Source organism: Luteibacter sp. W1I16 (assembly GCF_050434905.1).
GTDB lineage: Bacteria > Pseudomonadota > Gammaproteobacteria > Xanthomonadales > Rhodanobacteraceae > Luteibacter.
In genome coordinates this window covers 2867501-2892816 of sequence record NZ_JBNDJJ010000001.1, presented here as the reverse complement: position 1 = coordinate 2892816, position 25316 = coordinate 2867501, and the positions used below count along the sequence as shown (strand labels likewise).

16 protein-coding genes, 2 rRNA genes and 1 pseudogene (1 of these 19 cut by a window edge) are annotated in these 25316 nt (G+C 64.1%); 2 read left to right on the top strand and 17 right to left on the bottom strand.

The genetic code is table 11. The features are described 5' to 3' along the window. Window positions 1-8 precede the first annotated feature (8 nt). The 11 genes and pseudogenes from lipB to QFZ41_RS12710 all read right to left on the bottom strand — a co-directional run bounded on the left by lipB (window position 9) and on the right by QFZ41_RS12710 (window position 10836). The gene (lipB, locus tag QFZ41_RS12760; protein WP_429199110.1) at window positions 9-677 is read right to left on the bottom strand and encodes a lipoyl(octanoyl) transferase LipB; all 669 of its coding nucleotides are present in this window, start codon (window positions 675-677) and stop codon (window positions 9-11) included. A 295-nt stretch (window positions 678-972) separates the two neighbouring features. Next, window positions 973-1263, bottom strand: coding sequence for a DUF493 family protein (locus QFZ41_RS12755; RefSeq protein WP_306849434.1), 291 nt, complete (start codon window positions 1261-1263; stop codon window positions 973-975). Between the two features lie 12 nt (window positions 1264-1275). Beyond that, window positions 1276-2496, bottom strand: a complete 1221-nt coding sequence (locus QFZ41_RS12750) for a D-alanyl-D-alanine carboxypeptidase family protein (RefSeq protein WP_429199109.1) — start codon at window positions 2494-2496, stop codon at window positions 1276-1278. A 37-nt stretch (window positions 2497-2533) separates the two neighbouring features. Further along, a complete protein-coding gene (locus QFZ41_RS12745; RefSeq protein WP_429199108.1) occupies window positions 2534-3850 on the bottom strand; it encodes a septal ring lytic transglycosylase RlpA family protein in 1317 nt (438 codons plus the stop codon). 167 nt (window positions 3851-4017) lie between these two features. Further along, window positions 4018-5049, bottom strand: coding sequence for a lytic murein transglycosylase B (gene mltB, locus QFZ41_RS12740; protein ID WP_429199107.1), 1032 nt, complete (start codon window positions 5047-5049; stop codon window positions 4018-4020). Window positions 5050-5119: 70 nt separating this feature from the next. Further along, window positions 5120-6235 carry a rod shape-determining protein RodA gene (rodA, locus tag QFZ41_RS12735; RefSeq protein ID WP_429200232.1) on the bottom strand — a complete coding sequence of 372 codons (1116 nt, stop codon included), beginning with the start codon at window positions 6233-6235 and terminating at the stop codon, window positions 5120-5122. Between the two features lie 2 nt (window positions 6236-6237). After that, window positions 6238-6693, bottom strand: a complete 456-nt coding sequence (locus QFZ41_RS12730) for a penicillin-binding transpeptidase domain-containing protein (RefSeq protein ID WP_429200230.1) — start codon at window positions 6691-6693, stop codon at window positions 6238-6240. A gap of 148 nt (window positions 6694-6841) precedes the next feature. Beyond that, a pseudogene (gene mrdA, locus QFZ41_RS12725) lies at window positions 6842-8188 on the bottom strand (penicillin-binding protein 2); the annotation flags it as partial. A 62-nt stretch (window positions 8189-8250) separates the two neighbouring features. Beyond that, window positions 8251-8742, bottom strand: coding sequence for a rod shape-determining protein MreD (gene mreD, locus QFZ41_RS12720; protein WP_429199106.1), 492 nt, complete (start codon window positions 8740-8742; stop codon window positions 8251-8253). Then, window positions 8739-9749, bottom strand: a complete 1011-nt coding sequence (gene mreC, locus QFZ41_RS12715) for a rod shape-determining protein MreC (protein ID WP_429199105.1) — start codon at window positions 9747-9749, stop codon at window positions 8739-8741. The genes mreD and mreC overlap by 4 nt, the downstream gene beginning before the upstream one ends. A 40-nt stretch (window positions 9750-9789) precedes the next feature. Beyond that, the gene (locus tag QFZ41_RS12710; protein ID WP_072322142.1) at window positions 9790-10836 is read right to left on the bottom strand and encodes a rod shape-determining protein; all 1047 of its coding nucleotides are present in this window, start codon (window positions 10834-10836) and stop codon (window positions 9790-9792) included. A 273-nt stretch (window positions 10837-11109) separates the two neighbouring features. Here QFZ41_RS12710 and QFZ41_RS12705 point away from each other — a divergent pair, with 273 nt between their 5' ends. Beyond that, the gene (locus tag QFZ41_RS12705) at window positions 11110-12045 is read left to right on the top strand and encodes a carbohydrate kinase family protein (RefSeq protein WP_429199104.1); all 936 of its coding nucleotides are present in this window, start codon (window positions 11110-11112) and stop codon (window positions 12043-12045) included. Window positions 12046-12464: 419 nt separating this feature from the next. Here QFZ41_RS12705 and glpK read toward each other — a convergent pair whose 3' ends face one another. The 3 genes from glpK to glpD form a co-directional block, all read right to left on the bottom strand. Further along, window positions 12465-13973, bottom strand: a complete 1509-nt coding sequence (glpK, locus tag QFZ41_RS12700; RefSeq protein ID WP_429199103.1) for a glycerol kinase GlpK — start codon at window positions 13971-13973, stop codon at window positions 12465-12467. A gap of 14 nt (window positions 13974-13987) precedes the next feature. Continuing rightward, window positions 13988-14692 carry an MIP/aquaporin family protein gene (locus QFZ41_RS12695; protein ID WP_426285663.1) on the bottom strand — a complete coding sequence of 235 codons (705 nt, stop codon included), beginning with the start codon at window positions 14690-14692 and terminating at the stop codon, window positions 13988-13990. A gap of 78 nt (window positions 14693-14770) precedes the next feature. After that, window positions 14771-16258, bottom strand: a complete 1488-nt coding sequence (gene glpD, locus QFZ41_RS12690) for a glycerol-3-phosphate dehydrogenase (RefSeq protein WP_429199102.1) — start codon at window positions 16256-16258, stop codon at window positions 14771-14773. Between the two features lie 605 nt (window positions 16259-16863). Between glpD and QFZ41_RS12685 the strand changes: the two genes are divergently transcribed. After that, the gene (locus QFZ41_RS12685) at window positions 16864-21888 is read left to right on the top strand and encodes an RHS repeat-associated core domain-containing protein (protein WP_429199101.1); all 5025 of its coding nucleotides are present in this window, start codon (window positions 16864-16866) and stop codon (window positions 21886-21888) included. Between the two features lie 14 nt (window positions 21889-21902). Here the strand turns inward: QFZ41_RS12685 and QFZ41_RS12680 are convergent, their stop codons facing one another. The 3 genes from QFZ41_RS12680 to QFZ41_RS12670 all read right to left on the bottom strand — a co-directional run. Continuing rightward, complete coding sequence (locus tag QFZ41_RS12680; RefSeq protein WP_429199100.1) at window positions 21903-22673, bottom strand: DeoR family transcriptional regulator; 771 nt, start codon at window positions 22671-22673, stop codon at window positions 21903-21905. Window positions 22674-23166: 493 nt separating this feature from the next. Continuing rightward, window positions 23167-23281 (bottom strand): 5S ribosomal RNA (gene rrf / locus QFZ41_RS12675). Between the two features lie 119 nt (window positions 23282-23400). Beyond that, window positions 23401-25316: ribosomal RNA gene (locus QFZ41_RS12670) — 23S ribosomal RNA — on the bottom strand; it runs 969 nt beyond the window's last position.

Sequence of the window (25316 nt, the reverse complement as noted above, 5' to 3'; positions counted from 1 at the left end):
CTACTGCCTCAGACCGCAAGGCGGGCGGGGAGTTCGGGGAGGATGGGCGCGGCGTCGACGGCGTGGAAACCGAACTGCTTGCAGAATTCCTGTACCAGGACGTCTTCCACGTCCGCCAACCGCGACGGACCGCCCAAGTCTAGCACCTGGGTGACTTCCAAACCCTTGTACCCGCAGGGATTGATCCGGTGGTACGGCTCCAGGTCCATGTCCACGTTGAAGGCCAGCCCGTGGAAGCTGCAGCCACGGCGGATGCGCAGGCCCAGCGCGGCCACCTTGGCTCCCGCGACGTAGACGCCGGGGGCACCCTCGACGCGCTCGGCGCCGATGTTCCATTCGCCGAGGGTGTCGATGATGGCCTGCTCGATGCGGTTGACCAGCTCACGCACCCCCACGCCCACGCGGCGCAGGTCGATCATGGGGTAGGCCACGATCTGGCCTGGGCCGTGATAGGTGACCTGGCCGCCGCGATCGACGCGGACCACGGGGATGTCGCCCGCCGCCAGCACGTGCTCCGGCAGACCCGCCTGGCCCAGCGTGAACACCGGGTCGTGCTCCAGCAGCCACAGCTCGTCGACGGTGTCGTCGGTGCGGTTGTCGGTGAAGGCGCTCATGGCCTTCCAGGTGGACTCGTAGGGCACGCGCCCCAGCCGGCGGACGTTGAGCGGGAGGGTCATGGGAGCGGAGGTCGGAGGGGATTCGGGGGAGTTGTGGGCGGGGGCCTGGGGTTACAAGAGTAAACCTGCGGCGCCATCGCCGGCATAGCCGGTTCCCACAAGGCTAGAGGGGGACCTGCCGGGCTTCGCCCGGATCGCCGACAGGGTCGGCTCCCACCAGGGTGATGGCCGGCACCTTGCGCCAGCCTGGTGGGAGCCGGTTATACCGGCGATCCCGCGGCAGCGGGCCAGCCCGCCGCCAGCCAGTTCTTGCCCGGTGGGAGCCGACCCTGTCGGCGATAGACCCCGCGACGATCTACATCGTGAAGCGAATATCCCGGTCCGCCCGCAACGTGCTGTGGGCTTCAAGGTACTTCTCGCGTGACGGCGCGACGAAACTCACCGTCACCGACTGATAGTTGCCCGCCGGCGTCAGCTTCGTGGAAAGCGTCTCGTGGAGCACTTCCAGCCCGATGCCGTGCAGCAACGCCGGCACGTGCTTGTCGAGGCCCGCGTTGGCGTTGCCGATCGCGGTGATTTCGAATTCGCCGGGAAACTGGAAACCCTTCCCTTCCTTCTGCGCATCGCTGAAGTCGATTTCACGCATCGTCTCGCCCTCTTACTTCTTGTCGCCGTCGCTGTGGAACCACAGCATGATCGTGTCCCACAGGCGCGAGAAGAAGCCGCCTTCCGGCGCATCCGACAGGGCCACCAACGGCGCGGTAAGCACCGGCTGGCCGTCGAGCGTGACGCGCAGCGTGCCTACCTGCTGGCCCTTCTTGAACGGGGCGATCAGGGTGGCCGGGATATCGAGGTTGGCCTTGAGCTTGTCGTAGTCGCCGCGCTTGACCGAGACGAGCGCGTCTTCGGTAAGACCCAGCGGGACGGTGTTCTCGGCGCCCTTCCACAGCTTCGGCGTGGCCAGCGGCTTGTTGGCTTCGTAGAGCTTGTGCGACTCGTAGAAACGGAAGCCGTAGTTGAGCAGCGCCAGCGCGGCGTCGGCGCGGCCCTTCTCGCTACTGGCGCCCATGACGATGGCGATCATGCGCGCATCGCCCTGCTTCGCCGACGCGGCAAGGCAGTAGCCGGCCGCGGCGGTATGGCCGGTCTTGATGCCGTCGACGGTGTTGTCGCGCCACAGCAGCAGGTTACGGTTGTGCTGCTTGATGCCGTTCCACTCGAACTCCTTCACGGCCGAGATCGCATAGTCCTCGGGGAAGTCGTGGATCAGCGCGCGCGACAGGATCGCGATGTCGCGGGCCGTCGTGTAGTGGTTGGATACCGGATAGCCGGACGCGTTCTGGAAATTCGAATGCGTCATGCCCAGCTGCTTGGCGTACGCGTTCATGAGGTTGGCGAAGGCGGGCTCGGAGCCCGCGGTGTGCTCGGCCAGCGCGATGGCGGCATCGTTGCCCGACTGGATGATCATGCCGTAGAGCAGGTCCTTCAGCGGCACCTGACTGTTGAGCTTGAGGAAGCTGGTGGAGCCATCGGTGCCCGCACCACCGCCACGCCAGGCGTTCTCGCTGATCGTGACCGGATCGGTCATGTGGATCTTGCCATTGCCGACCTCGGCCGAGACCACGTAGTCGGTCATCACTTTCGTGATCGACGCGGGCTCGACCTGGAGGTCCGGGTCCTTCGACGCGATGATCTGCCCGGTGTTGTAGTCCATCAGCACCCAGCTCTTGCCCTCGACATCCGGCGGCGGCGGTACCGGCGCCTCGGGAACCACCGGGCGCGGCACGGACGGACGGGGCGGGGTCTGCTGCGCCACGGTCACGCCGGCGATGAGCGCGGCGGCGGCGAAAGCGAACAGGGAACGGGGCAAGAGCTTCATCGTTTCAACGGTCCAGTTCAAAGCAGGAAAAAGAAGGTCAGTCTACCGCGACCTGCGGCCTGGGCAGGCCCATGCCGGCAATCTGGTCGGTGACGCGGTCGGCCGTGTCCACGTCGGCCAGCGGTCCCACGCGCACACGGCGCACGCTGCGGCCGCCGATGTTGGTCTCCACCACACTGACCGGCCCGAGGCCCGCGCGGTTCAATTGGTCGGCCACGCGATTCGCGTTCACGACGTCGGAGAAGGCACCGACCTGGAGATAAATGCTGGGTTTGCCGGCCACCGATGCGGTGGCGGGGGCCTGGGCAGGGACGGAGCCTTGGGTACTGACGGCGACCGGCCTGGCGGCGGAACTCCGGGTACCGACGGGGCTCGGGCCGGCGGCAGCCGGCACGCTTGCCGCCGCGGCCAACGGCGGCAAAGCCTCGCTCGGCGAAACCCCCGTCATGCCGGGCACATGGCCATCCTCGTCGGCCACGACATCCTGGTGGGAGCCAACCCTGTTGGCGATGGGAGCTTGCCGCACGCTGGCATCGCCAACAGGGTTGGCTCCCACCGAGCCGGTTCCTGTCGGGTTGGTTGGCACCGGGTTGGCCCCCATCGGCTTGGTTGGCACCGGGGTGGCTGCCACCGAAGCCGTGACCGCGCGCTGCGGCGACGGAGGCGGTGCGGTGATGGGCGCCGGCTTCGGCGCGGTGTTCACATACGGGGCGCCGCGATCGCTGCCGGGGTCGTTGGGATCGATGGCGCGCACTTCCACAAGTCCCGTGCCCTTGGGCCACACGCCGATCTTCACGGCCGCGGCGAAGGAGAGGTCGATGATGCGGTTTTCATGGAACGGGCCGCGGTCGTTGATGCGCACGATGACGCTCTTGCCGTTCTCGAGGTTGGTGACGCGCGCGTAGCTCGGCAGCGGCAAGGTCTTGTGCGCCGCCGAGAACTGATACATGTCGTATTCCTCGAGGCTCGAGGTCTTGTAGCCGTGGAACTTGTTCCCGTAGAACGACGCGATGCCGCGTTCCACGTAGCCACGCGGGCTCGGCAGCACGTTGTAGGTCTGGCCGAGCACCGAGTACGGCGACTTGTTGCCGTAGAGGGAGCGCGGTTCCACCTTCGGCACCGGCTCCGGAAGCTTGTTCACGTCCGGGATGTCCGTGGGAACGCTGTCCGAGCTGGAGCGATAGCGCGAGCCTTGCGACTTGCGGATGTCGTCGTAGCGGCCGCCGCTGGGGGCGGGCGAGCTGCCGCCGCGCGAGGAAGGCCGCGCGTTACGGGAGCCGCCGCAGGCGGTGAGGAGCATGGCGACCAACAGGATCGCGAGAATGGAGGCGTGGCGCTTGGATGGGGCGAGCACCCTTCGCCGCTGAAGCGGCTCCCACAGGGCGTTCGGCCGCAGGGACTGCTCGGTGGGAGCCGACCCTGTCGGCGATTCAAGGTTATCGCGAGCTGCCATCGCCGACAGGGTCGGCTCCCACCAGAGCTCGCACCGGTGCGGGATCGGCTTCGGCCAAGCCGCGTGGGTCATCGTTCGCCGGGTCCGTGCGTGCGGGCGCGGATCTCGCGCGCCAACTGGTCCACGGCCATGGCGTACATGGGGCTGCGGTTGTACGTGGTGATCACGTAGAAGTTCTGGAACACGAACCAGTATTCGTCACCCGCCGGCCCATCCAGGCGCACCAGTTGCGCGTCGCGGCCGGGGTTGAGGTGTTGCAGCGGCGCGAAGCCGTCGGCAACGAACGATTCCACCGGCGCCACGGGCTTCCAGTCCTTGGGCACGGCCGGCGCCACGGCGCGGGTGTCGGGCTGGGCGCGCGCGGCGACCGGGCCACCCGCTTCCCAACCATGCTGGGCGAAGTAATTGGCGACGCTGGCGAAGATGTCGCCCATCGATCCCTTCATGTCGATGCGGCCGTCGTGGTCGTAATCCACGCCCCAGTCGCGGATCGACGAAGGCATGAACTGCCCCCAGCCCTGCGCGCCGGCATAGGAGCCGGTCAACGTGTCGAGCGGACCGCCCAGGTGGTTCTGTGGCAGTTCGAGCAAGGCCTTCAGCTGCTCGCGGAAGAACGGCGCGCGCTTGGGGTAGTAGAACGCCAGCGTGGTCAGCGCATCCAACACCTTCCACTTGCCGGTGTTGCGGCCGTAGAAGGTCTCCACGCCGACGATCGCGACGATGTATTCGGGCGGCACGCCGTACTTGCGGCCGATGCCGTCGAGCAACTGCCGGTGCTGGCGATAGAAATCCGCCCCGGCCTGGATACGCTGCTCGGTGAGAAAAATCGGACGGTAATCGCGCCAGGGCTTGCCTTCAGCCGGGCGGCTGATCGCGTCGAGAATGGCCTGCTGTTTCTTCGCGCCGTCGAGCAGCGCGTTCAGCGAGGCCTTGCTCTTGCCGGTGTCCCTGGCGACTTCGCGCACCAGTTGTTCCTGCCCCGGATGGGTTTCCGCGAAGGCCACGGAGGCGAACATCAAGGGGAAGGCGATCATCGCGCCGACGAGGCGCGGGAGGTGACGTGCGGGTCGTGCGCGGCGCGCGGCGAGAACTTCATCCATGCGTGGAAGCGTAGCACGCGCCTGTGGCGCATCAGGGGCGATCCTGGGCGAACGTTCAGGCCGCGGAGGCCTAGTCGTGGAGCTTCCGGTTCGCATGGATCGACATGAGCACGCCGAAGCCGGTGAGCAACGAAACCGCCGAGGTGCCGCCGTAGCTCACCAGTGGCATCGGCACGCCCACCACGGGCAGGATGCCCGCCACCATGCCGCCGTTCACCGCCACGTAGACGAAGAAGCTCATGCCGATCGCGCCGGCGAGCAGGCGCGAGTACGTGTCGCGCGCGTTCATCGCGATCCACAGGCAGCGGCCGATGATGAAGGCGTACAGCAGCATGATCGCGATGACACCCACCAGGCCGAACTCCTCGGAGAAGACGGCGAAGATGAAATCGGTCGTGTGCTCGGGCAGGAATTCCAGGCGTGACTGGGTGCCCTGCTGCCAGCCCTTGCCGAACATGCCACCGGAGCCGACCGCGATCTTCGACTGGATGATGTGCCAGCCGTTGCCGAGGGGGTCGGATTCGGGATCGAGCAGCGTGCGCACGCGGTTGCGCTGGTATTCGTGCAGGAACTGCCACGCCACGGGGATCACCGCGCCTACGCCGCCCACCAGCAGGCCGATGCGCCACCACGCCATGCCGGAAAGGAACAGCGCGAACGCGCCCGCGCCCGCCACGAGCAAGGCGGTGCCGAGGTCGGGCTGCTCGGCGATGAGGCCGGCCGGCACCGCGATCAGCAAGCCGACCACGATGATGTCCTTCCAGCTCGGCGGCAACTGCCGGGGATGCAGGTACCAGGCGACCATCATCGGCATGGTCAGCTTGAGCAGTTCGGAGGGCTGGAAGCGCATGAAGCCGAGGTCGAGCCAGCGGTACGCGCCACGGCCTTCGCCGAGCACCGCGACCATCACCAGCAACGCGGTGCTGCCGAGGTAGAGCCATGGCGTCCACGAGCGCAGTACCGGCGGCGGGATGCGCGAGATGACCAGCAGCAACACGGTACCGAGGACGAAGCGCGCGGCCTGCCCGGTGACCAGCGAGAAATTGCCGTTGCCCGCGCTGTAGAGCGTGGCGAGGCCCGCGCAGCCGAGCACGAACAAGGCCAGCAGGAGCGGCAGGTCCAGCCGTGGCCGCGTGAGCAGGCGAAGGCCGAATCGCTTCATGCGCACGGTGAGTTTCTGGAACATGGCTACTGGTCCTCCCCGTCGTCCTGGGGCGGCAGGTCGGTGCTGCCGGCGCCGGCGGGCTGGGCGTCCTGCACGGACGAGGCTTCGGCGGGCGAAGGCTCCGGTACCGCGTCGGAGGTGACGATCTGGCCCGGCGGCAAGTCTTCCGGCCGCTGTCCACCTTCGTCCACCACCCACTGGTCGAGGATCTTGCGCGCGATCGGACCGGAATCCTGCGCGCCCCACGCTCCGGCTTCCAGCACGACGGCCACGGCGATCTTCGGGTCGTCGGCGGGCGTGTACGCGATGAACAGCGCGCGGTGACGGCTGGCGAGGTAAGCGGTGTTCTTGTTGGTGTCGTAGGCGTCGGTCTTGCGCGAGAAGCGCTCGGCCGTGCCGCTCTTGCCCGCGATGATGTACGGGAAGCCATTGCCCAGACGCTTGCCGGTACCCTTGCCCGAGTTGATGACGGCCTCCATGCCTTCGTTCACGGCATCCCAGTCGGCCGACTTGCGGATCACCGACGGCCCGGACGGCGGGAACGATTGCGCCACGCGCGGGCTGTCGACGCCCGTCCTGCGTATCGAGCAGGAAATGCGGCGTATAGGGGATGCCACGGCCGGCGAAGGTCGCCGTGGCATGCGCAAGCTGGAGCGGCGTGACCGCCCAGTAACCCTGGCCGATACCCGAGATGATGGTTTCGCCGGGGTACCAGCCCGCCTTGCTCCGCGTCGCCTTCCACTCGCGCGAGGGCAGCACGCCCTCCATCTCGCCGACGAGGTCGATACCGGTCTTCTTGCCGAAGCCCAGCTTGCCCATCCAGTCGGAGAGCCGGTCGATGCCCATGTCGAGAGCGAGCCGGTAAAAATAGGTGTTGGTCGAGAGTTCGATCGCCCGGATCATGTTCACCGTGCCGTCGCCTCCGCGCTTGTCGTCGCGATAGCAGCGCGACTGCCCGGGGATGCAGAACTCACCCGTGGACAGCACCGTGTCGGACGGCCGGCGAAGCCCCATGGTGAGTCCACCCAGGGCGAGGAACGGCTTCACTGTCGAGCCCGGCGGATAGACGCCGCGCAGCGCGCGGTTGTACAGCGGCTTGTCGGGGGCGGTGGTGAGGGCCTTGTAGTCGGCGGAGCTGATGCCGTTGACGAACAGGTTGGGATCGAAGCTCGGCACGCTGGCAAACGCCAGTACCTGGCCGTTGCGCGGATCGATAGCGATGGCCGCGCCGGAGCGGCCGTTCATCGCTTCCTCGGCCGCCTTCTGCAGGCGCACGTCGATGGAGAGATAGATGTTCTTGCCGGGCGTGGGCGGTGTCGTGTCGAGCACGGCCTGCGTCCGGCCGTCGGCGTTCACTTCGACCAGCTCGTAGCCCGGCGCGCCGTGCAACAGCTTCTCGTAATAGCGCTCGATGCCGATGCGGCCGATGTGCGTGGTGCCCTTGTAACTGGCCTCCTCGTCGTCGTCCATGCGATCGAGATCGTCGACGTCGATGCGGCTGACGTAACCGATCACGTGGGCCAGCAACGAGCCCATCGGGTAGCGCCGCGTGAGGTACGGCACCACGTCCACGCCGGGGAATCGCCAGCGGTTCACGGCGAAGCGGCCGATCTCGTCCTCGGTGAGCTTCAGCTTCAACGGAATCCCTTCGAACCGCCGCCCCTGCTTCACCTGCTTCTTGAAGGTGGTGATGTCCTCGTCGCTGAGCGGCACCACGGTGCCGAGCTTGCCGAGCATGTCGTCCATGTCGCCGACCTGCTCGGGGATCACTTCCAGGCGGAACGCCGGGACGTTATCCGCCAGCAGCACGCCATTGCGGTCGTAGATGAGGCCGCGCGCCGGCGGGATCGCGCGCGGCTTCACGCGGTTCTGGTCCGAACGCGCCACGAACTCGTCGTGGTGCAGCACCTGCAGGTACACGTAGCGCGCGCACACCGCGGCGAGGCCGAGCAGGATCAGCGCGAAGCCCGCCATGGCGCGGCGGCGGAACAGCGCCACCTCGCCACGGACTTCCTTGATCGAGGCGCGCCGCCGGCTCATGCCTCGTGGATGCGCAGGCGCGCGCGAAGGTCGTCGAGGATGAGGAACACGAACGGCCACAGCGCCGCGCCCACCAGGGGCGAGATCCAGTACTCCGGCGGTGGCAGCGGATCGCCGCCGAACACACGCACCAGCAGGAGCAGGATGCGGTCGTTCACCAGCAGGCCGAGCACGGCGAGCGACTGCTGCCACATCGGGAAGAAGCGCAGCCGCGAGCGGAAGCGCAGCGCGATGAAGACCATCGCGGTGAGGCGCAAGGCCTGCTCGCCGAGCAGGATGCCGTCGAACAGGTCGGCGGCCACGCCGATGCAGAAGGCCAGGCCGAGGGTGACCCTGTCGCCCGATTGCAGGCACCAGTAGAGCAGGATCAGCGCCGGCCAGTACGGCTTGAACGGCGTGAGCGGGCCCGGCAACGGGACCAGCATCAGGAACAGCGACATCAGCAACGTCGCCGCGAACCACAGCTGGCGAACGCGAACCTTGTTCATGGCGTGGTCCCCGTCGACGGCGCGGTCGTGGACGGGCGCGCCGGTGCCGGCGTCGCGGCCGGCGAGGTCACGGAGGGCAGGGTCTGCGCCGGCGGCGCACCCGGAGGGGGCGCGAGATCGGCGGGTGGCCCGACATTCGGCGCGGGTGCCGGTGGGCCGGCGGGTTCGGCCAGGTCGTGCAACAGCAGGACGTCCTCGCTGCGATCCAGATCGGCGGCGGGTTTCGCCTGCGCGGAAAGGAAGGTGCCCGAGGGCGTCTGTGCCACGTCACGGACCTCGCCCACGGGGAAACCCGGCGGGAAGCGGCCGCCCAGCCCGGAAGTGACCAGCTTGTCGCCGGCCTGCACATCTGCCGAGACGGGGATGTTCGGCAAGGTGAGCGAATCGCCCGTGCGCGAGCCGTAGGCGATGGTCCGCAGGCCCGTGCGCTCGATGGTCACGGGAATGGCGTGATTGGGATCGGTGATCAGCATGGCGACCGACGTCGTCGGCATCACCTCGACGATCTGCCCCATCACGCCGCGCGCGTCGATCACGACCTGGCCCGGCTGGACCTTGTCGCGGGCGCCCACGTTGAGCACGATCCGGTGACGGAAGCTGCCCAGGTCCACGCCGATGAGGCGCGCGAGCTGCACGTTGAGCGAAAGGCTGTGCTGGGTGTCCAGCAGTTCCTTCAGGCGCTGGTTCTGTTCGGCCACGGACGCCATGCGGTTGAGCTTGGCGTTGGCCAGGAGCAGGTCCTCACGCAGGCGCTGGTTCTGCTCGGTGAGGCGCTGGCGGTCGGCGAACGCCACCGTCGCCGCCTGGAATCCCTGCGACGGCAGGCCCGCGATGCGATAGACGGGTTCGACCACCAGCGACAGGCCATAGCGGACGTTGCCCAGCCAGCCACCGCGGTGGTCGAGCACCATCAGCACGCAAGCGAGCGCGAGGTAGACGATGAGGCGCAGTGTTCCCGCCACGCCGGGCGCGAACAGCGGCGAGGTGTCGTCGCGATTCAGGGCCATGGATCAGCGCGCTCCGGCCAAAGCGCCGCGCGCGCGGCCATCATTCGAAAGCGAAGAAGTCGCTGCCGTGCTGGTCGATCATCTCCAGGGCCTTGCCGCCACCACGCGCCACGCAAGTGAGCGGGTCGTCGGCCACCTGCACGTGCAGGCCGGTTTCCTCGGAGATCAGGCGATCCAGATCGCGCAGCAGGGCACCACCGCCGGTGAGCACGATGCCGCGCTCGGCCACGTCGGAGCAGAGCTCCGGCGGGGTCTGTTCCAGCGCCGCCTTCACCGCCGCCACGATGCCGGAGAGCGGCTCGTGCAGGGCTTCCAGCACCTCGTTGGAGTTGATCGTGAACATGCGCGGCACGCCCTCGGCCAGGTTGCGGCCGGAGATCTCGATTTCGCGGACCTCGCTCTGCGGGAAGGCGCAGCCGATCTCGAGCTTGATCCGCTCGGCGGTGGATTCGCCGATCAGGGTGCCATGGTTGCGGCGCACGTAGTTGATGATGGCTTCGTCGAAGCGGTCGCCGCCGACGCGGACCGACTGCGAGTAGACGATGCCGTTCAGGGAGATCACGGCCACTTCCGAGGTGCCGCCGCCGATATCCAGGACCATCGAACCGCGGGCCTCGTGCACCGGGATGCCCGCGCCGATCGCGGCAGCCATGGGCTCCTCGATCAGGAAGACGTCACGGGCGCCGGCGCCTTCGGCCGATTCCTTGATGGCGCGGCGTTCGACCTGGGTGGAGCCGCAGGGCACGCAGACCAGCACGCGCGGGCTGGGCCGCAGCATGCGCGAGCGATGCACCTGCTTGATGAAGTGCTGGAGCATCGCCTCGGTCATGGTGAAGTCGGCGATGACGCCGTCCTTCATCGGGCGCACGGTGGCGATATTGCCCGGCGTGCGGCCGAGCATGCGCTTGGCGTCGCCACCCACGGCCGCGACGGCACGGGGGCCGCCGGGGCCACGGTCCTGGCGGATCGCCACGACCGAGGGTTCGTTGAGGACAATGCCCTGCCCACGCACATAAATAAGCGTATTCGCCGTGCCGAGATCGATGGAGATGTCGTTCGAGAAAAGTCCGCGGAACTTCTTAAACATGATGCGGCGGGCGCCCATAGCGGGAAAAAGTAAGCGTGCGAGTCTAGATTGGCGCCATCCCCCACGCAAGGGCGCATACGTTAAGAAAGCCTTGTAACTCCGGGTGATGCGTGCGGAACCCCACCCCGGGGGGTGTGGGCGCCGGCTCGGCGGAGGTCGCCTCGGGGCCCGATTTTGGGTACGATCCGCAGGTTTGCCGGACCCGTCGCGGGCGGCGTTCGCGGCGGCCCTTCATGGCCGCGCCACTTACCATCCTCCAGGGTCACCCAACGCATGACTGCCGTTATCTGCGGATCGCTCGCCTACGACACGATCATGGTCTTCCAGGACCAGTTCAAGAACCACATCATCCCGGATCAGGTGCACATCCTGAACGTGTCGTTCCTGGTGCCGGCCATGCGCCGCGAGTTCGGCGGTTGCGCGGGCAACATCGCCTACAACCTGAAGTTGCTCGGTGGCGAACCGATGCCGGTGGCGACGGTCGGCCAGGATTTCGCGCCGTACCGCGCGCACCTGGAGAAGTTCGGCATCCGCCTCGACGGCGTGCGCCAGTTCGACGACCAGTTCACCCCGCAGTGCTTCATCACCACCGACCTGGACAACAACCAGATCACCGCCTTCCACCCGGGCGCGATGTCGAGTGCGCACGAAAACCACGTGCGCGACATCAAGCAGTGCGAGTTCGGCATCGTCGCGCCGGACGGCCGCGACGCGATGCTGCAACACGTGGATGAGTTCGCCGCGCGCGGCGTTCCCTTCATCTTCGATCCGGGCCAGGCGATGCCGCTGTTCAACGGCGACGAATTCCGCTCGATGATCGAGAAATCCACGTACGTCATCGTCAATGACTACGAGTCGCAGCTGTTGCAGCAGCGCACTGGCTGGAGCGCGGCGGACATCGCCTCCAGGGTCGATGCCTACATCGTGACGCTGGGCCCGCGTGGTTCGCTGATCCACGTGAAGGGCGAAACGCTCGAAGTGCCGCCGGCACGCGAGCACAAGGTGGTCGACCCCACCGGCTGTGGCGACGCTTACCGCGCCGGCCTCATCTTCGGCATCATGAAGGGCTACGACTGGCCGACGGTCGGCAAGATGGCATCGCTGATGGGTGCGCTGAAGGTCGAGCATCCGGGCACGCAGAACCAGTACTTCACGTACGAACAGTTCGCCACGGAGTTCAAGGACCAGTTCGGCTACGCCCTGGCCTGATCCTCCCGCAGAGTGCAATGAAAAAAGGGCGGCGCATCACTGCGCCGCCCTTTTTTCGTTGTCACCGATTTCATTGAACCGACTGCCCCGGTGGGAGCCGATGCTGTGGTGGGAAGCCGATGCTGTGGTGGGAAGCCGCTTCAGCGGCGATGGGTGCTCGCCGTAACCTGGCCCGCTGCCGCGGGATCGCCGACAAGGTCGGCTCCCACAGGCCTGTTCCTAATCCCACAGGCCTGTTCCTAATCCCACAGGCCTGTTCCTAATCCCACAGGTCCGTTCCTAATCCTACAGGTCTGTTCCTAATCCTACAGGTCTGTTCCAAGTCGCACAGGTGTATTCCTGACTTGTCTGTCTACCCGATGCTGTGGTGGGAAGCCGCTTCAGCGGCGATGGGTGCTTGCCTCGACACCGGCCTCGGGTTAATTACGTGGCTTGAACCCCATCGTCGCGCTCACCGCCTGCTGCCAACCTTCATACAAGTCGTCGCGACGCTCCTTCGTCATCTGCGGCTTGAATTCACGGTCCACCGCCCAGCGCGTGGCGATCTCTTTCTTGTCCTTCCAGAAACCCACCGCCAGGCCAGCGAGATAAGCCGCACCTTGCGCCGTGGTCTCCTGCACCTTCGGACGCAACAGCGTCACGTCGAGGATATCGGCCTGGAACTGCGCCATGAAGTCGTTGGCGATGGCACCACCATCCGCACGCAGTTCTTTGAGCTGGATCCCGGAGTCCTTCTGCATCGCCTCGAGCACGTCGCGCGTCTGGTACGCCATCGATTCCAGCGCAGCGCGGATGAACTGCTCTTTCGTCGTACCGCGCGACAAGCCGAACACGGCACCACGCACGTCGCTTCTCCAATACGGCGCACCGAGACCCACGAACGCAGGAACGAAGTACACACCGTCGTTGTCCTTGGCGCGCTCCGCATAGGCTTGCGAATCGGACGCCTTGCCGAGCATGCGCAGGCCATCGCGCAGCCACTGGATCACCGACCCGGCGACGAAGATGCTGCCTTCCAGCGCGTATTCCACCTTGCCGTCGACGCCCCAGGCGATCGTCGTGAGCAGGCCGGTTTTCGAACGGACGGCTTTCTCACCCGTGTTCATCAGCATGAAGCAGCCGGTGCCGTAGGTGTTCTTCGCCATACCCTGTTCGAAGCAGGCCTGGCCGAACAACGCTGCCTGCTGGTCGCCCGCGATGCCCGCGATCGGTACTTCGCGGCCGAAGAACTGCTTCGCCTGCGTGTTGCCGTAGATCTCGCTGGACGACTTCACCTCCGGCAACATCGCACGCGGCACGTTGAGCATCTTCAGCAGTTCGTCGTCCCACTCACGCTTGTAGATGTCGTACATCAGCGTTCGCGAGGCGTTGGTGTAGTCGGTGACGTGCACCTTGCCGCCGGTGAGGTTCCAGATCACCCAGGTATCGATGGTGCCGAACAGCAGGTCGCCCGCTTCGGCCTTCGCCTGCGCGCCTTCCACATGATCGAGGATCCAGCGCACCTTGGTGCCGGCGAAATACGCGTCGATCAGCAGACCGGTCTTTTCACGGACCATCTCGTCGTAGCCGTCCGCCTTGAGCTTGTCGCAGATGTCGGCGGTCTGTCGCGACTGCCAGACGATCGCGTTGTAGATCGGCTGACCCGTATGCTTGTCCCATACCACCGCGGTCTCGCGCTGGTTGGTGATGCCGATGCCTTCGATGCAGGCGGGATCGATCTGCGAGCTGCTGATCACCTCGGTCATGGTCGACAGCACGCTGGTCATGATTTCGCGTGGGTTGTGCTCCACCCAGCCCGGCTGCGGGAAGATCTGCGGGAACTCACGCTGCGCGGTGCCGGCGATGTTGCCGTCGTGGTCGAACAGGATCGTGCGCGAGCTGGTCGTACCCTGGTCGATGGCGAGAATGTATTTCTTCTTGGCGTTCACGATGAATCCTCGAGTCAGGCCGCGAGGGCGGTATAGGCGAATGCGGCAAGCAGGGCGCCGATGATCGAGCCCACGATGGGAACAGGCGCGTAGGCGAAGTCGGAACCGCCCTTGCCGGGGATGGGCAACAACGCGTGCGCGAGGCGGGGGCCGAAGTCGCGCGCGGGATTGATCGCGTAGCCCGTGGGACCACCCAGGCACATGCCGATCACCACAACGAGCAGCGCGACGGCGATCGGGGCCAGGCCCTTGGAAAGGTCGTTGCTGCCGATGGCGAGCACGCAATACACCAACACGAACGTGCCGATGACCTCGGTGACCAGGTTGGCCGGGATCGAGCGGATCGCCGGGATCGTGCAGAAAATGCCGAGCTTTTTCGCCGGGTCGGCGGTGCCCCGCCAGTGGGCGAGGTAGGCGAGATAGACCAGCACCGCGCCCGTGAAGGCACCCGCCATCTGCGCGGCGATGTACCCCGGGACGAGCGACCACGACAGCTTGCCGATAGAGGCCATCGCCAGGGTGATCGCGGGATTCATATGGGCGCCGCTTTTGGCGGCGACGAAGATGCCCATGAGGACGGCGAGGCCCCAGGCCCAGGTGATCACGCCCCAACCGGCGCCTTCCGCTTTCGAGTCCTTGAGCAGCACGCCGGCGACCACTCCGTCGCCTAGCAGGATCATCACCATGGTTCCGAGGAACTCACTCAGGTAGACCGACATGCTGAGTACTCCTATGTGTTGTGGGGCGCGGGCCGGTCAGCAGTACGGCACGCGTCTTGGGGAATGCCCCTCGGCGCCTCAGCGCTTCGTGGACAGGTATTCGGAAAGACGTTGCACGTCGGGTGGCGTGACGCGCAGGCCGAGCTTGCTTCGCCGCCAGAGGATGTCCTCGGCCTCGGTGACCCATTCATGGCGTACGAGGTAATCGACCTCCGCCTGATAGAGGTCCGCGCCAAAATGCTCGCCCAACGCGTTCAGGCCGTCGGCCTCGCCCAGCAGATCGCGGGCACGCGTGCCGTAGCTGTGTACGAGCCGCCAGGCGAAGGTTTCGGGAAGCCATGGGCGCGAGGCGCGGATGTCGGCCAGCAGTTCGTCGATGTCGCGCTCGCCACCGCCGGGCAAGGGGCGCGCGTCGGCGGTCCACGCCGGCTGGTGATTGCCAAGCAAGGGCGCAAGCTTGTCGACCGCCTCTTCGGAGAGCTTCCGGTAGGTGGTCAGCTTGCCGCCGAAGACGTTCAATAGAGGCGGACCGTTCTGGTCGATGTCCAGCAGGTAGTCGCGCGTGACTTCGGAGGCGCTGCCCGCTTCGTCCTGTAGGAGTGGGCGCACTCCGCTATAGCTCCAGACTACGTCGTTCGGCGTCAGCTGCTTCTTGAAGTAGCGGTTCGCGGCATCGCAGAGATAGCTCGTTTCCTCTGCCGTGATCGTCGGACGCGACGGGTCGTCCTTGTACTCGATGTCCGTCGTGCCGATCAGGGTGAAGTCGCGCTCGTAAGGAATGGCGAAGACGATGCGGCGGTCTGGCTGCTGGAAGATATAGGCGTAGCGATGCTCGAAGATCTTCGGCACCACGATATGGCTGCCCTTGATCAGGCGCAGCGAGTGCTGGTGCTTCACGTGGGCCACGTCGTCGAGGAAGCTCGCGGCCCACGGGCCAGCAGCGTTCACGAGGGCTCGCGCCTTCACGAAGTGGCGGCTGCCGTCCCGGGCCTCGAGTTCCGCGGTCCAGCCCTCGCCGTCGCGCCGGGCGCTGACGCAGCGCGTGTGGGTCTCGATGTGCACGCCACGCCGCGCAGCGTCCATCGCATTGAGGACGACCAGGCGTGCGTCCTGGACCCACGCGTCCGAGTAGACGAAACCGACGCTGAAGTCGTCGCGCAGTGGCTCGCCGGTGACGTGCTTGCCGAAACGCACGCGACGCGAACCTGGCAGGGTCCGACGGCCGCGGCCGAGATGGTCGTAGAGGAAGAGGCCGACGCGAATCATCCACGCCGGACGCAGGTGCGGCTGATGCGGCAGAACGAAACGCAGCGGCCAGATGATGTGCGGCGCCGCGCGCAGCAGCACCTCGCGCTCGGCGAGCGCCTTGCCCACCAGGGCGAACTCGAACTGCTCCAGGTAGCGCAAGCCGCCATGGATCAGCTTGGTGCTGGCGCTGGAAGTATGGGCAGCGAGGTCGTCGCGCTCGCAAAGCCAGACGCTCAACCCGCGCCCTGCGGCGTCACGGGCGATACCGACGCCGTTGACGCCACCACCGATCACCAGAACATCGACCTGCTCGACCATCGCGAACTCCGCTTAGCTGGAGGCGAGGCCTGCTGAAGGGTGAAACCCTACGCTCGGGTATGTTCGTTTTTACTTGCGATGCGCGGAATCCGTTTGCGCTTACGAACATTTCACAGATCAGTCAGGCATCGCCTGCGTGGAAATGAGCATATTCGAACACAAACGAACATCGCACGCTGCAGTGCAGCGTAGACGGACCGGAAGAGCGAACCTCGCGCAACGTGCGACGTGCGACGTGCCGCATGTCGCATGGCATGCCGCATGCTGCATGCTCGCCGCACCCAGGTGGGAAGCGGGCTGGCCCGCGAGTCCGTGATCTCCATGCTTGCGAAGGAGCCTTCGCGACAATCGGCCAAGGCTCTCCACCGCTCGCTCGAATGCGATGCCCACCCTCATTCGCTCGCCCCCGATTTCACTAAGCAAATATATGCGCCGGATACGCCCGATCCTGCTCCATATGCCCATTTCGAGCAGCCCCCTTACCCCCTACGACGAACGCTCTATTGTCTGGCCCGTCAGCCAGCGCACGCTCCATGCAGGGGCGTCGCCGGAGAAAGGAACGCCGCAACGCTACGGATGCAAAGCAACCAACGAGGCAAACGGACATGCCGCACAATGCGATGGGTTTCGATCCCTGCGACAACCAGAACCACGCGATCTTCAACAGCATGACGGAGAAGCGCAACAACGTGCAGTTGCGCACCGGGCTTTTTGAAGCGTGCGTCCCGCTCCCCAGGGTCGTCGGCAACCTCGGCTTCGGCCCCGAGGTGGACCTGAGCCTGCTCTACACCCCCGTGGTCAACAACCATGCGGGGCTGGGGGATGGCTGGTCCTTTGCCTTTACGACGTACCACGAAAAGAGCGGGCAACTGACCCTGCATACCGGGGAGGTGCTTAAGGTCGAGAAGGGAGAGGAACTGACGACACCCTCGGTGATCGCGCGTTGGATAGCCGGCCCCACGCTGGTAGTGGAGCGCAAGGACGGCCGCGTGGAGACGCTGAAGAAGCAGGGTGACAGTGCGATATGGGTGCCAGAAAAGCTGACGACCGACGGGTATCGTCATGTGGCATTGAGCTGGGCCGTCATCGCACAGGTGATCGGCAGCACGACCCATTACCAGGTGCGCCTGACCGGAATACGCAATGACACCCCGAGTGCCATTGGCGATCCGGCAGCCGTCAAGGCCGAGGCGGAGCGAACGCTTGTCAGTGTCGTGTACGAACCGGCGAAAGAACCGTCAAGCGTCACCATCACGTTCTGGCCTGGCAGCGACGAGGCACTGCGGTACGTGCTGGCGATCGACGATGTCGCGCTCCGCTCGGTGACTCCGCCGGAGGGAGCGGACGGGAAGAGCGTCTTCGACTACCAGGACGATGCGGTCTGTGGTTGGCTCCTGACGTCGATCGTCACGTTCGACGGCCTGACCGAAACAGTGGAGTACGTACCGGAATCGCGGAAATTTCCGGACGACGCCAAGCTGGAAAAGCTGCCTTGCGTGAGCAGGCACACGATAAAACCCCGCGGCGGTGGGCCAGATGTAGTCACCGAATACATCTATAGCCAGGACACGGCCAACGCGGACGCCGCGTATACGACAACGGTGACTGAAAAAGCCGAGTCAGGCGGTCGTAAGACCGCCTATGTCTATGACAGCGGTCACTCGATGGTCAGTGAAACGACCATCCGGGGAGATTGCACGATCGAGAGGTCTTTCCGTCAGGAGGTCGACGACAATGACAATGACTATGAATATAACTATGACGATGACTATGACGACTCAAAAGGAATTCACAGAACAATCGAAACCCGGTTCACTCGTAACTCGGCTTACCGCATTGAACGCGATGTTAGCCGTTTCCGCGCCAACGGCACGTTAGCAAGCATTTCGTCGAGGGGTCTGGATACATCCTTCGTATTTGAACGCGAAGGAGCATTCACCGATGCCTACCTTATCGTGGAGGACACCGACACTCTTTTGAAACACATTACCCTTGAGGCTATTAGCGGATTGAACCGCAAGAGGCCGGTCCGGACTTTCATCAGCCAATCCTTTCGCAGGCAAGAAATCCGACAGGAGATCGGTTATTTCAAGGACGGATATCGGATCGGCCTCAGGGAGCGTGTTCGGCAAGGTGTAACCGAAGGTCATTGGGGTGATCTTCCAGCGAGCGGCATCGCCTCGACGACATACGACTACGCACTGAACGGAACGGGCATGACGATCACCACGACTGATAGGCGGGGTGTGGAAGCACAGGCCACCTCGCGTACCGTCAGCATCCTCAGTGGCCGACTGATCCGCGAGGTCGATGCCGCGAATAACACTACCGAATACACCTATGACAACGCCGGCCGCCTGGCGAGCAGCACGGCTTGCAAGGGAAGCACCTACGAAGAAGTCACCGGCTATGCGTATCCCTGCATGGGTCGCATGGAAATCACCGAGCCCGACGGTCGCAAACGAGCTGTCGAATCGGATGGCCGCGACAATGTGATCAAGGAGGCCATCGCGAGCGTGGCATCCAACGTCTGGACGCCCCTGTTCGACGTGACGTTCGACGATCTGGGACGGAAGAGCGTCGTAACGAAATACGATACGGCAGGAAACGTGTCGATCAGTGAGACCTGTACATTCGCCTACGACAATTGGGGACAGGAATGCCGCGTGACGTACAGCGACGGGCGTTCGCTGTTCAATGAGTTCGATCCCATCCTCCTCCAGCGCGACGAGTGGGAGGGTAAGGCAACAGACAAGCATCGGACGCGTACCTTCTATAACGTCGATGACAGTGTCTGCTTCGTAAGGTGGCTGGACGCTGAGGGCAAGGCCTATAAAGCGCAGGCCGTGTCGTACTTTAACGGGCGTCCTGAGCACGTGAAGACGACCGATGGGACCTTTATCGAGAGGTGTACGTACAAGTATGACCTGCTCGGGCGGCCGCACCGTCAGATTCGTTCGGTTGGCAATCGCTCGATAACGCTCCAGGCAGCGCCACGAGTGTCTCCAGCGAATGGGCAAATAACGATCGATGCGGAAGATTCGGATTTAGAGGTAGATTTCTGGGGAGACTTGTATCGTCTCGATTACGTCCTCGCCTATGCGTACCGACCCCACGATTGCCTGGACCATGAACCGATCGAGATTGCGTTCTTCGACGGGGCGGCTTACCGAGCGTCGACTGGGAACGAGATATGGAACATGCCCGCAGCGGACGACACCGGGGGCCAGAAGTTCGTCCGCACACTCGGCAAGCGCGACTTCGACGCGTGGGGGCGCGTCACCTCGATAACCCGCGCCGGCATCACAGAGACGATGACTTACGAAGGTCTCGTGCCGGTGCCGAAGATGGTCACGGCGGCGGATAGCACCACCCTGACCTACGAATACATTCCGCAGCTGGGCTATCGGCCCAGCAAGGTCAGCGGACCGGGCGGCAAAACCAAGACCTTCGGCTACACGCACGGCACGACGCGGCAATCCACGGCAATGGAGGGAGCTGCCGGACTGACCTTCGACCACGACCTTAATGAAGAGGTGACGGACTCAACGGCGACGGTGGCCACCGGCGTGTCGAGGAGCACCGCGAGAAGCTGGTCCGAAGCCGGTCGCCTGCTCAGCGAGACGGACGCCACGGGCGGCACGACGACCTACACGTACAACACGAAGGGACAGCGCACCCGAACGCTGCGCGGCACGAACGTACAGACCGACCACGTTTATGACGCGCGCGGATCCCTGGCCTCGGAAGACGTCGCCCTGGGCTCTGACAAGGCCAATGTCGTCTACACCTACGACGCGATGTATCGCGAGACCAGTCGTACATTCACCCTGCCCGACAAGACCGTCTTGACGCTTTCCCGGGACTACTACCCCGACAGCCGGGTGAAATCAGCTTGCCTCAAGAATGGCGCGACCACGCTCGGTTCCAAAGCCTATGCCTATGATCGAAACGGTCGGCTCGAGACCTGCACGACGACCGGCGACTGGCGCCCGAATAATCCCAAGGGCAAAGCGATCGACAGCCAGGTGTTCACTTATGACACGCTCGGCAACATCACCAAGTGTGCCAGCACGTTCGGGACGGAGACCTGCAACAGCATCTACACCTACGACAGCAGCGGGTGCCGGTTGTCGAAGGTCGAGCATGATCACGCCGACTACAAGCCATCGGCGACGCTGCAGTACGACGCCAATGGCCGGCTGACGAAAGATGCCTCGGGCAAGACCTACGCCTACGACTGGCTGGGCCGGTTGATCCAGGCGGGGTCGCGGTACTACACCTATGACGGCATGGACCGGCTGATGACCTGTGGCACCGCGACCGCGAGGCACCAACTGGTGCATGACGGCATGGACGTGCGGGGCGAGCACGGCACCGGCGACGAGGGGCGCTATTTCTATCCGGGCAGCGCGGCGTGCTCGATCCAAAGGGTAAAACGGTCGAACGTGGATCGCACCTTGTTCGAGTTGTCCGACGCGGACGGCACGCTGTTGGTGAGCTACGACCTGACAGCGAAAACATTCAAGCACCATGCCTACACTGCCTACGGGGAACATGCCTCGGCCGAACCGGATTCCCTGCTGGGCTTCCAGGGCGCGTACCGCGATACGGAGGCGGGGTCGAGCACGGAGCCCGCGATCGACCGTTATCCATTGGGGCAAGGCTATCGCTGGTATGTTCCCGGCGCAGCACAGTTCCAGGCGCCCGACAGCGAAAGCCCCTTCGGCGCCGGCGGTTGGCATGCCTATGGCTATTGCGACGGCGATCCTGCGAACTTCAATGATCCCAGCGGGCACTTTCTCAATTTTCTATTCGCTATATTCGGCGGGGCATTCATCCAGGGCAGCGATAGCCCAAAGTGGATAAAGGACACCGTCAGGATCGGCACCGCCGTTGTCTTTGGTATAGCGGCTATCGTCGGAGCCGTCTTCACCGGGGGAACATCGCTGGTGTTGCTTGGCATCGCGGTGACGCTCGCCACAGTCTCGGCGGTCACAGGTATCGTCGCTGCCGTGCTGGAGGAGTCCGATCCGGAAACGGCAGCTACCCTGAACTGGGTGTCGTTCGGCACAGGCCTGGCCGCCGGTTTTGCCGCGGCCGGGGCGATTAGCCGGCTCGGCTCGCTCGCCAGACAAGGTGGCAAGTGGATGCAAGGTGTCGCCCGAGGCGGACTGCGGGCTGCCGGCAGGACCACCGTGCAGGGTGCAGGGAAGGCTGTGGGCAGGAGCGCCCGACAGATCGTGGACGACGCCCTCGGGGCCCTGCCGAAGCGGAGTGGCCGACAAATTGTGGATGACGCCCTGGGAGCCCTACCGACGCGGAGTGGCCGACAAATTGTGGACGATGCCTTGGGTGCCCTACCGAAGCCGCAGAGCTCCAAGGCAATCCAGCTCTACGAACGCGCCATCAAGCCACTGAAGCCCTATGCGCGAGATGCGGTACTTCTCACCGTCGAAGGCACCACCGGTGCGCTCGGCAATGCGGGGGTATTCGAGAAAGAATCGACGAGCGAAGTGGCGAACGAGAATCTGTCCAGGATGAACGATGGAATAGGCTTTATCGCAGCAATCATCGGCCGGGCGCGGAACGTGAAGGCCCCCAACAGACCGAGGCTACGGTTCCGCTAGTACGGTCGACGCTACTAGTCGGCAATATGCAACGCCGTGCCAGCAGCCTCCAGAACGGGCAACAAGGCATCCGGTGGCTGCCGATCGGTGAACCACGCATCCACGCGGGAAAAGTCGCCGAGGCGAACCATCGCGTTGCGGCCGATCTTGCTGTGGTCGGCGCCGAGGAAGACCTGGCGCGAGTGCTCGATGATCGCCTGGGCCACGCGGACTTCGTGGAAATCGAAGTCCAACAGTGTGCCGTCGAGCTCTATGCCGGAGATACCGATGATGCCGAAGTCGACCTTGAACTGGCGGATCAACTCGATCGTGGCTTCGCCGGTCACGCCATGGTCGCGTCCACGGACGACACCGCCGGCGACGATCACCTCGAACGTGGGATTGTCGCTGAGCAGGATGGCGATGTTGAGATTGTTGGTGATGACGCGCAGGTCGCGATGCTCGAGCAACGCGCGGCCGACGCCTTCGTTGGTCGTGCCCAGGTTGATGAAGAGCGAGGAGCCGTCCGGGATCGACTTTGCTATCGCCGTGGCGATCCGATGCTTCTCGGCAGTCTGTAGCGACTGACGCGCTGAATAGGCGACATTCTCGACACTGGAAGAAGGCGCACTCACGCCGCCGTGGTAGCGACGGATGAGGCCTCCATCGGCCAGGAGGTTGAGATCGCGACGGATCGTCTGCGGGGCAACGTCGAAATGCGTGGCCAGTTCGTCGACGCCGACGAAGCCTTCCCGCTGGACGATGGCGATCAGTTCTTCCTGTCGCCGATTGAGCCGTGGATCCATCGATCTTTCCCGCTGCTGCCTATCGCTTGGGCATGATGACGCGTTGCCGCGCGAGTGTCATGCCGCATGCGCGAATACAGCTCCCTGGCGGGAACCGCTAGCTGTGGTGGGAACCGCCTTAGCTGTGGTGGGAGCCGACCTAGCTTCGGTGGGAGCCGCCTTAGCGGTGGTGGGAGCCGACCTTGTCGGCGATCCCGCGGCAGCGGGCCAGGTCACGGCCAGCACCCATCGCCGACAAGGTCGGCTCCCACCGGGCAAAGAAAAAACCCGGTCTCAAATGAGACCGGGTTTCCGGGATAAAGCCCCCGGCGGTGACCTGTTGCGGGTCGCGCTGCGCGCAACGGCGACGCCATAAAGACGAAGGCCTCCCCGGGTGGGGAGGCCTTCTAGGATAAAGCCCCTGGCGGTGACCTGTTGCGGGTCGCGCTGCGCGCAACGGCAACGCCATAAAGACGAAGGCCTCCCCGGGTGGGGAGGCCTTCTAGGATAAAGCCCCTGGCGGTGACCTACTCTTGCATGGCTTGAGCCACACTACCATCGGCGCATGCGCGTTTCACTTCTGAGTTCGGGATGGGATCAGGTGGTACCACGCCGCTATAGCCGCCAGGGAAGGGGTGGGAGCAGCGCATTAAGCGCCGGCTCCACAGAGGGTGTAAACGAGTGACAAGCGTCCGGGTTTAGTCGAACCGCGAGTAAGAGATAAGACGGTGAAGCGTCTTGGGGTTATATGGTCAAGCCTCACGGCTCATTAGTACGCGTAAGCTCAATGCATTGCTGCACTTCCACACCGCGCCTATCAACCACCTAGTCTTGATGGTGCCTTAAGGAGAGTCAAGCTCTCGGGAGATCTCATCTTGGGGCGTGCTTCCCGCTTAGATGCTTTCAGCGGTTATCACTTCCGTTCGTAGCTACCGGGCAATGCCATGGGCATGACAACCCGAACACCAGCGGAACGTCCACTCCGGTCCTCTCGTACTAGGAGCAGCCCCCCTCAAATCTCCAACGCCCACGACAGATAGGGACCGAACTGTCTCACGACGTTCTGAACCCAGCTCGCGTACCACTTTAAATGGCGAACAGCCATACCCTTGGGACCGGCTACAGCCCCAGGATGTGATGAGCCGACATCGAGGTGCCAAACACCGCCGTCGATATGAACTCTTGGGCGGTATCAGCCTGTTATCCCCGGAGTACCTTTTATCCGTTGAGCGATGGCCCTTCCATACAGAACCACCGGATCACTAAGACCTACTTTCGTACCTGCTTGATCCGTCGATCTCGCAGTCAAGCACGCTTATGCCTTTGCACACAGTGCGCGATGTCCGACCGCGCTGAGCGTACCTTCGTGCTCCTCCGTTACTCTTTGGGAGGAGACCGCCCCAGTCAAACTACCCACCATACACGGTCCCCGATCCGGATTACGGACCTAGGTTAGAACGTCAAGCACTTCAGGGTGGTATTTCAAGGATGGCTCCACCAGAACTAGCGTCCTGGTTTCATAGCCTCCCACCTATCCTACACAGAAGAACTCAACGTTCAGTGTAAAGCTATAGTAAAGGTTCACGGGGTCTTTCCGTCTTGCCGCGGGAACGCTGCATCTTCACAGCGATTTCAATTTCACTGAGTCTCGGGTGGAGACAGCGCCGCTGTCGTTACGCCATTCGTGCAGGTCGGAACTTACCCGACAAGGAATTTCGCTACCTTAGGACCGTTATAGTTACGGCCGCCGTTTACTGGGGCTTCGATCAAGAGCTTCGCCTTGCGGCTGACCCCATCAATTAACCTTCCAGCACCGGGCAGGCGTCACACCCTATACGTCCACTTTCGTGTTTGCAGAGTGCTGTGTTTTTGATAAACAGTCGCAGCGGCCAGGTTACTGCGACCCCTCGATGCTCAGTCACGCACGTGACCACACCAAGAGGCGCACCTTCTCCCGAAGTTACGGTGCCATTTTGCCTAGTTCCTTCACCCGAGTTCTCTCAAGCGCCTTGGGATTCTCACCCTGCCTACCAGTGTCGGTTTACGGTACGGTTTTTCTACAGCTGAAGCTTAGTGGCTTTTCCTGGAAGCGTGGTGTCAGTCACTTCGTCCTCATAGGACTCGTCTCGGTGCTCGGCATAAAGATTCCCGGATTTGCCTAAGAATCATGCCTACCGCCTTTCCCCAGGACAACCAACGCCTGGTAGACCTAACCTTCTCCGTCCCCACATCGCACTGTAGAAAAGTGCAGGAATATTAACCTGCTTCCCATCGACTACGCATTTCTGCCTCGCCTTAGGGGCCGACTCACCCTGCGCCGATGAACGTTGCGCGAGGAAACCTTGGGCTTTCGGCGGGGAGGCTTTTCACCCCCCTTATCGTTACTCATGTCAGCATTCGCACTTCCGATACCTCCAGCAAGCCTTACGACTCACCTTCACAGGCCTACGGAACGCTCCTCTACCGCGCACACCTCAAAAGGTGGGCACCCCGAGCTTCGGTGCATAGCTTAGCCCCGTTAAATCTTCCGCGCAGACCGACTCGACCAGTGAGCTATTACGCTTTCTTTAAAGGGTGGCTGCTTCTAAGCCAACCTCCTGGCTGTCTATGCCTTTCCACATCGTTTTCCACTTAGCTATGACTTTGGGACCTTAGCTGCGGGTC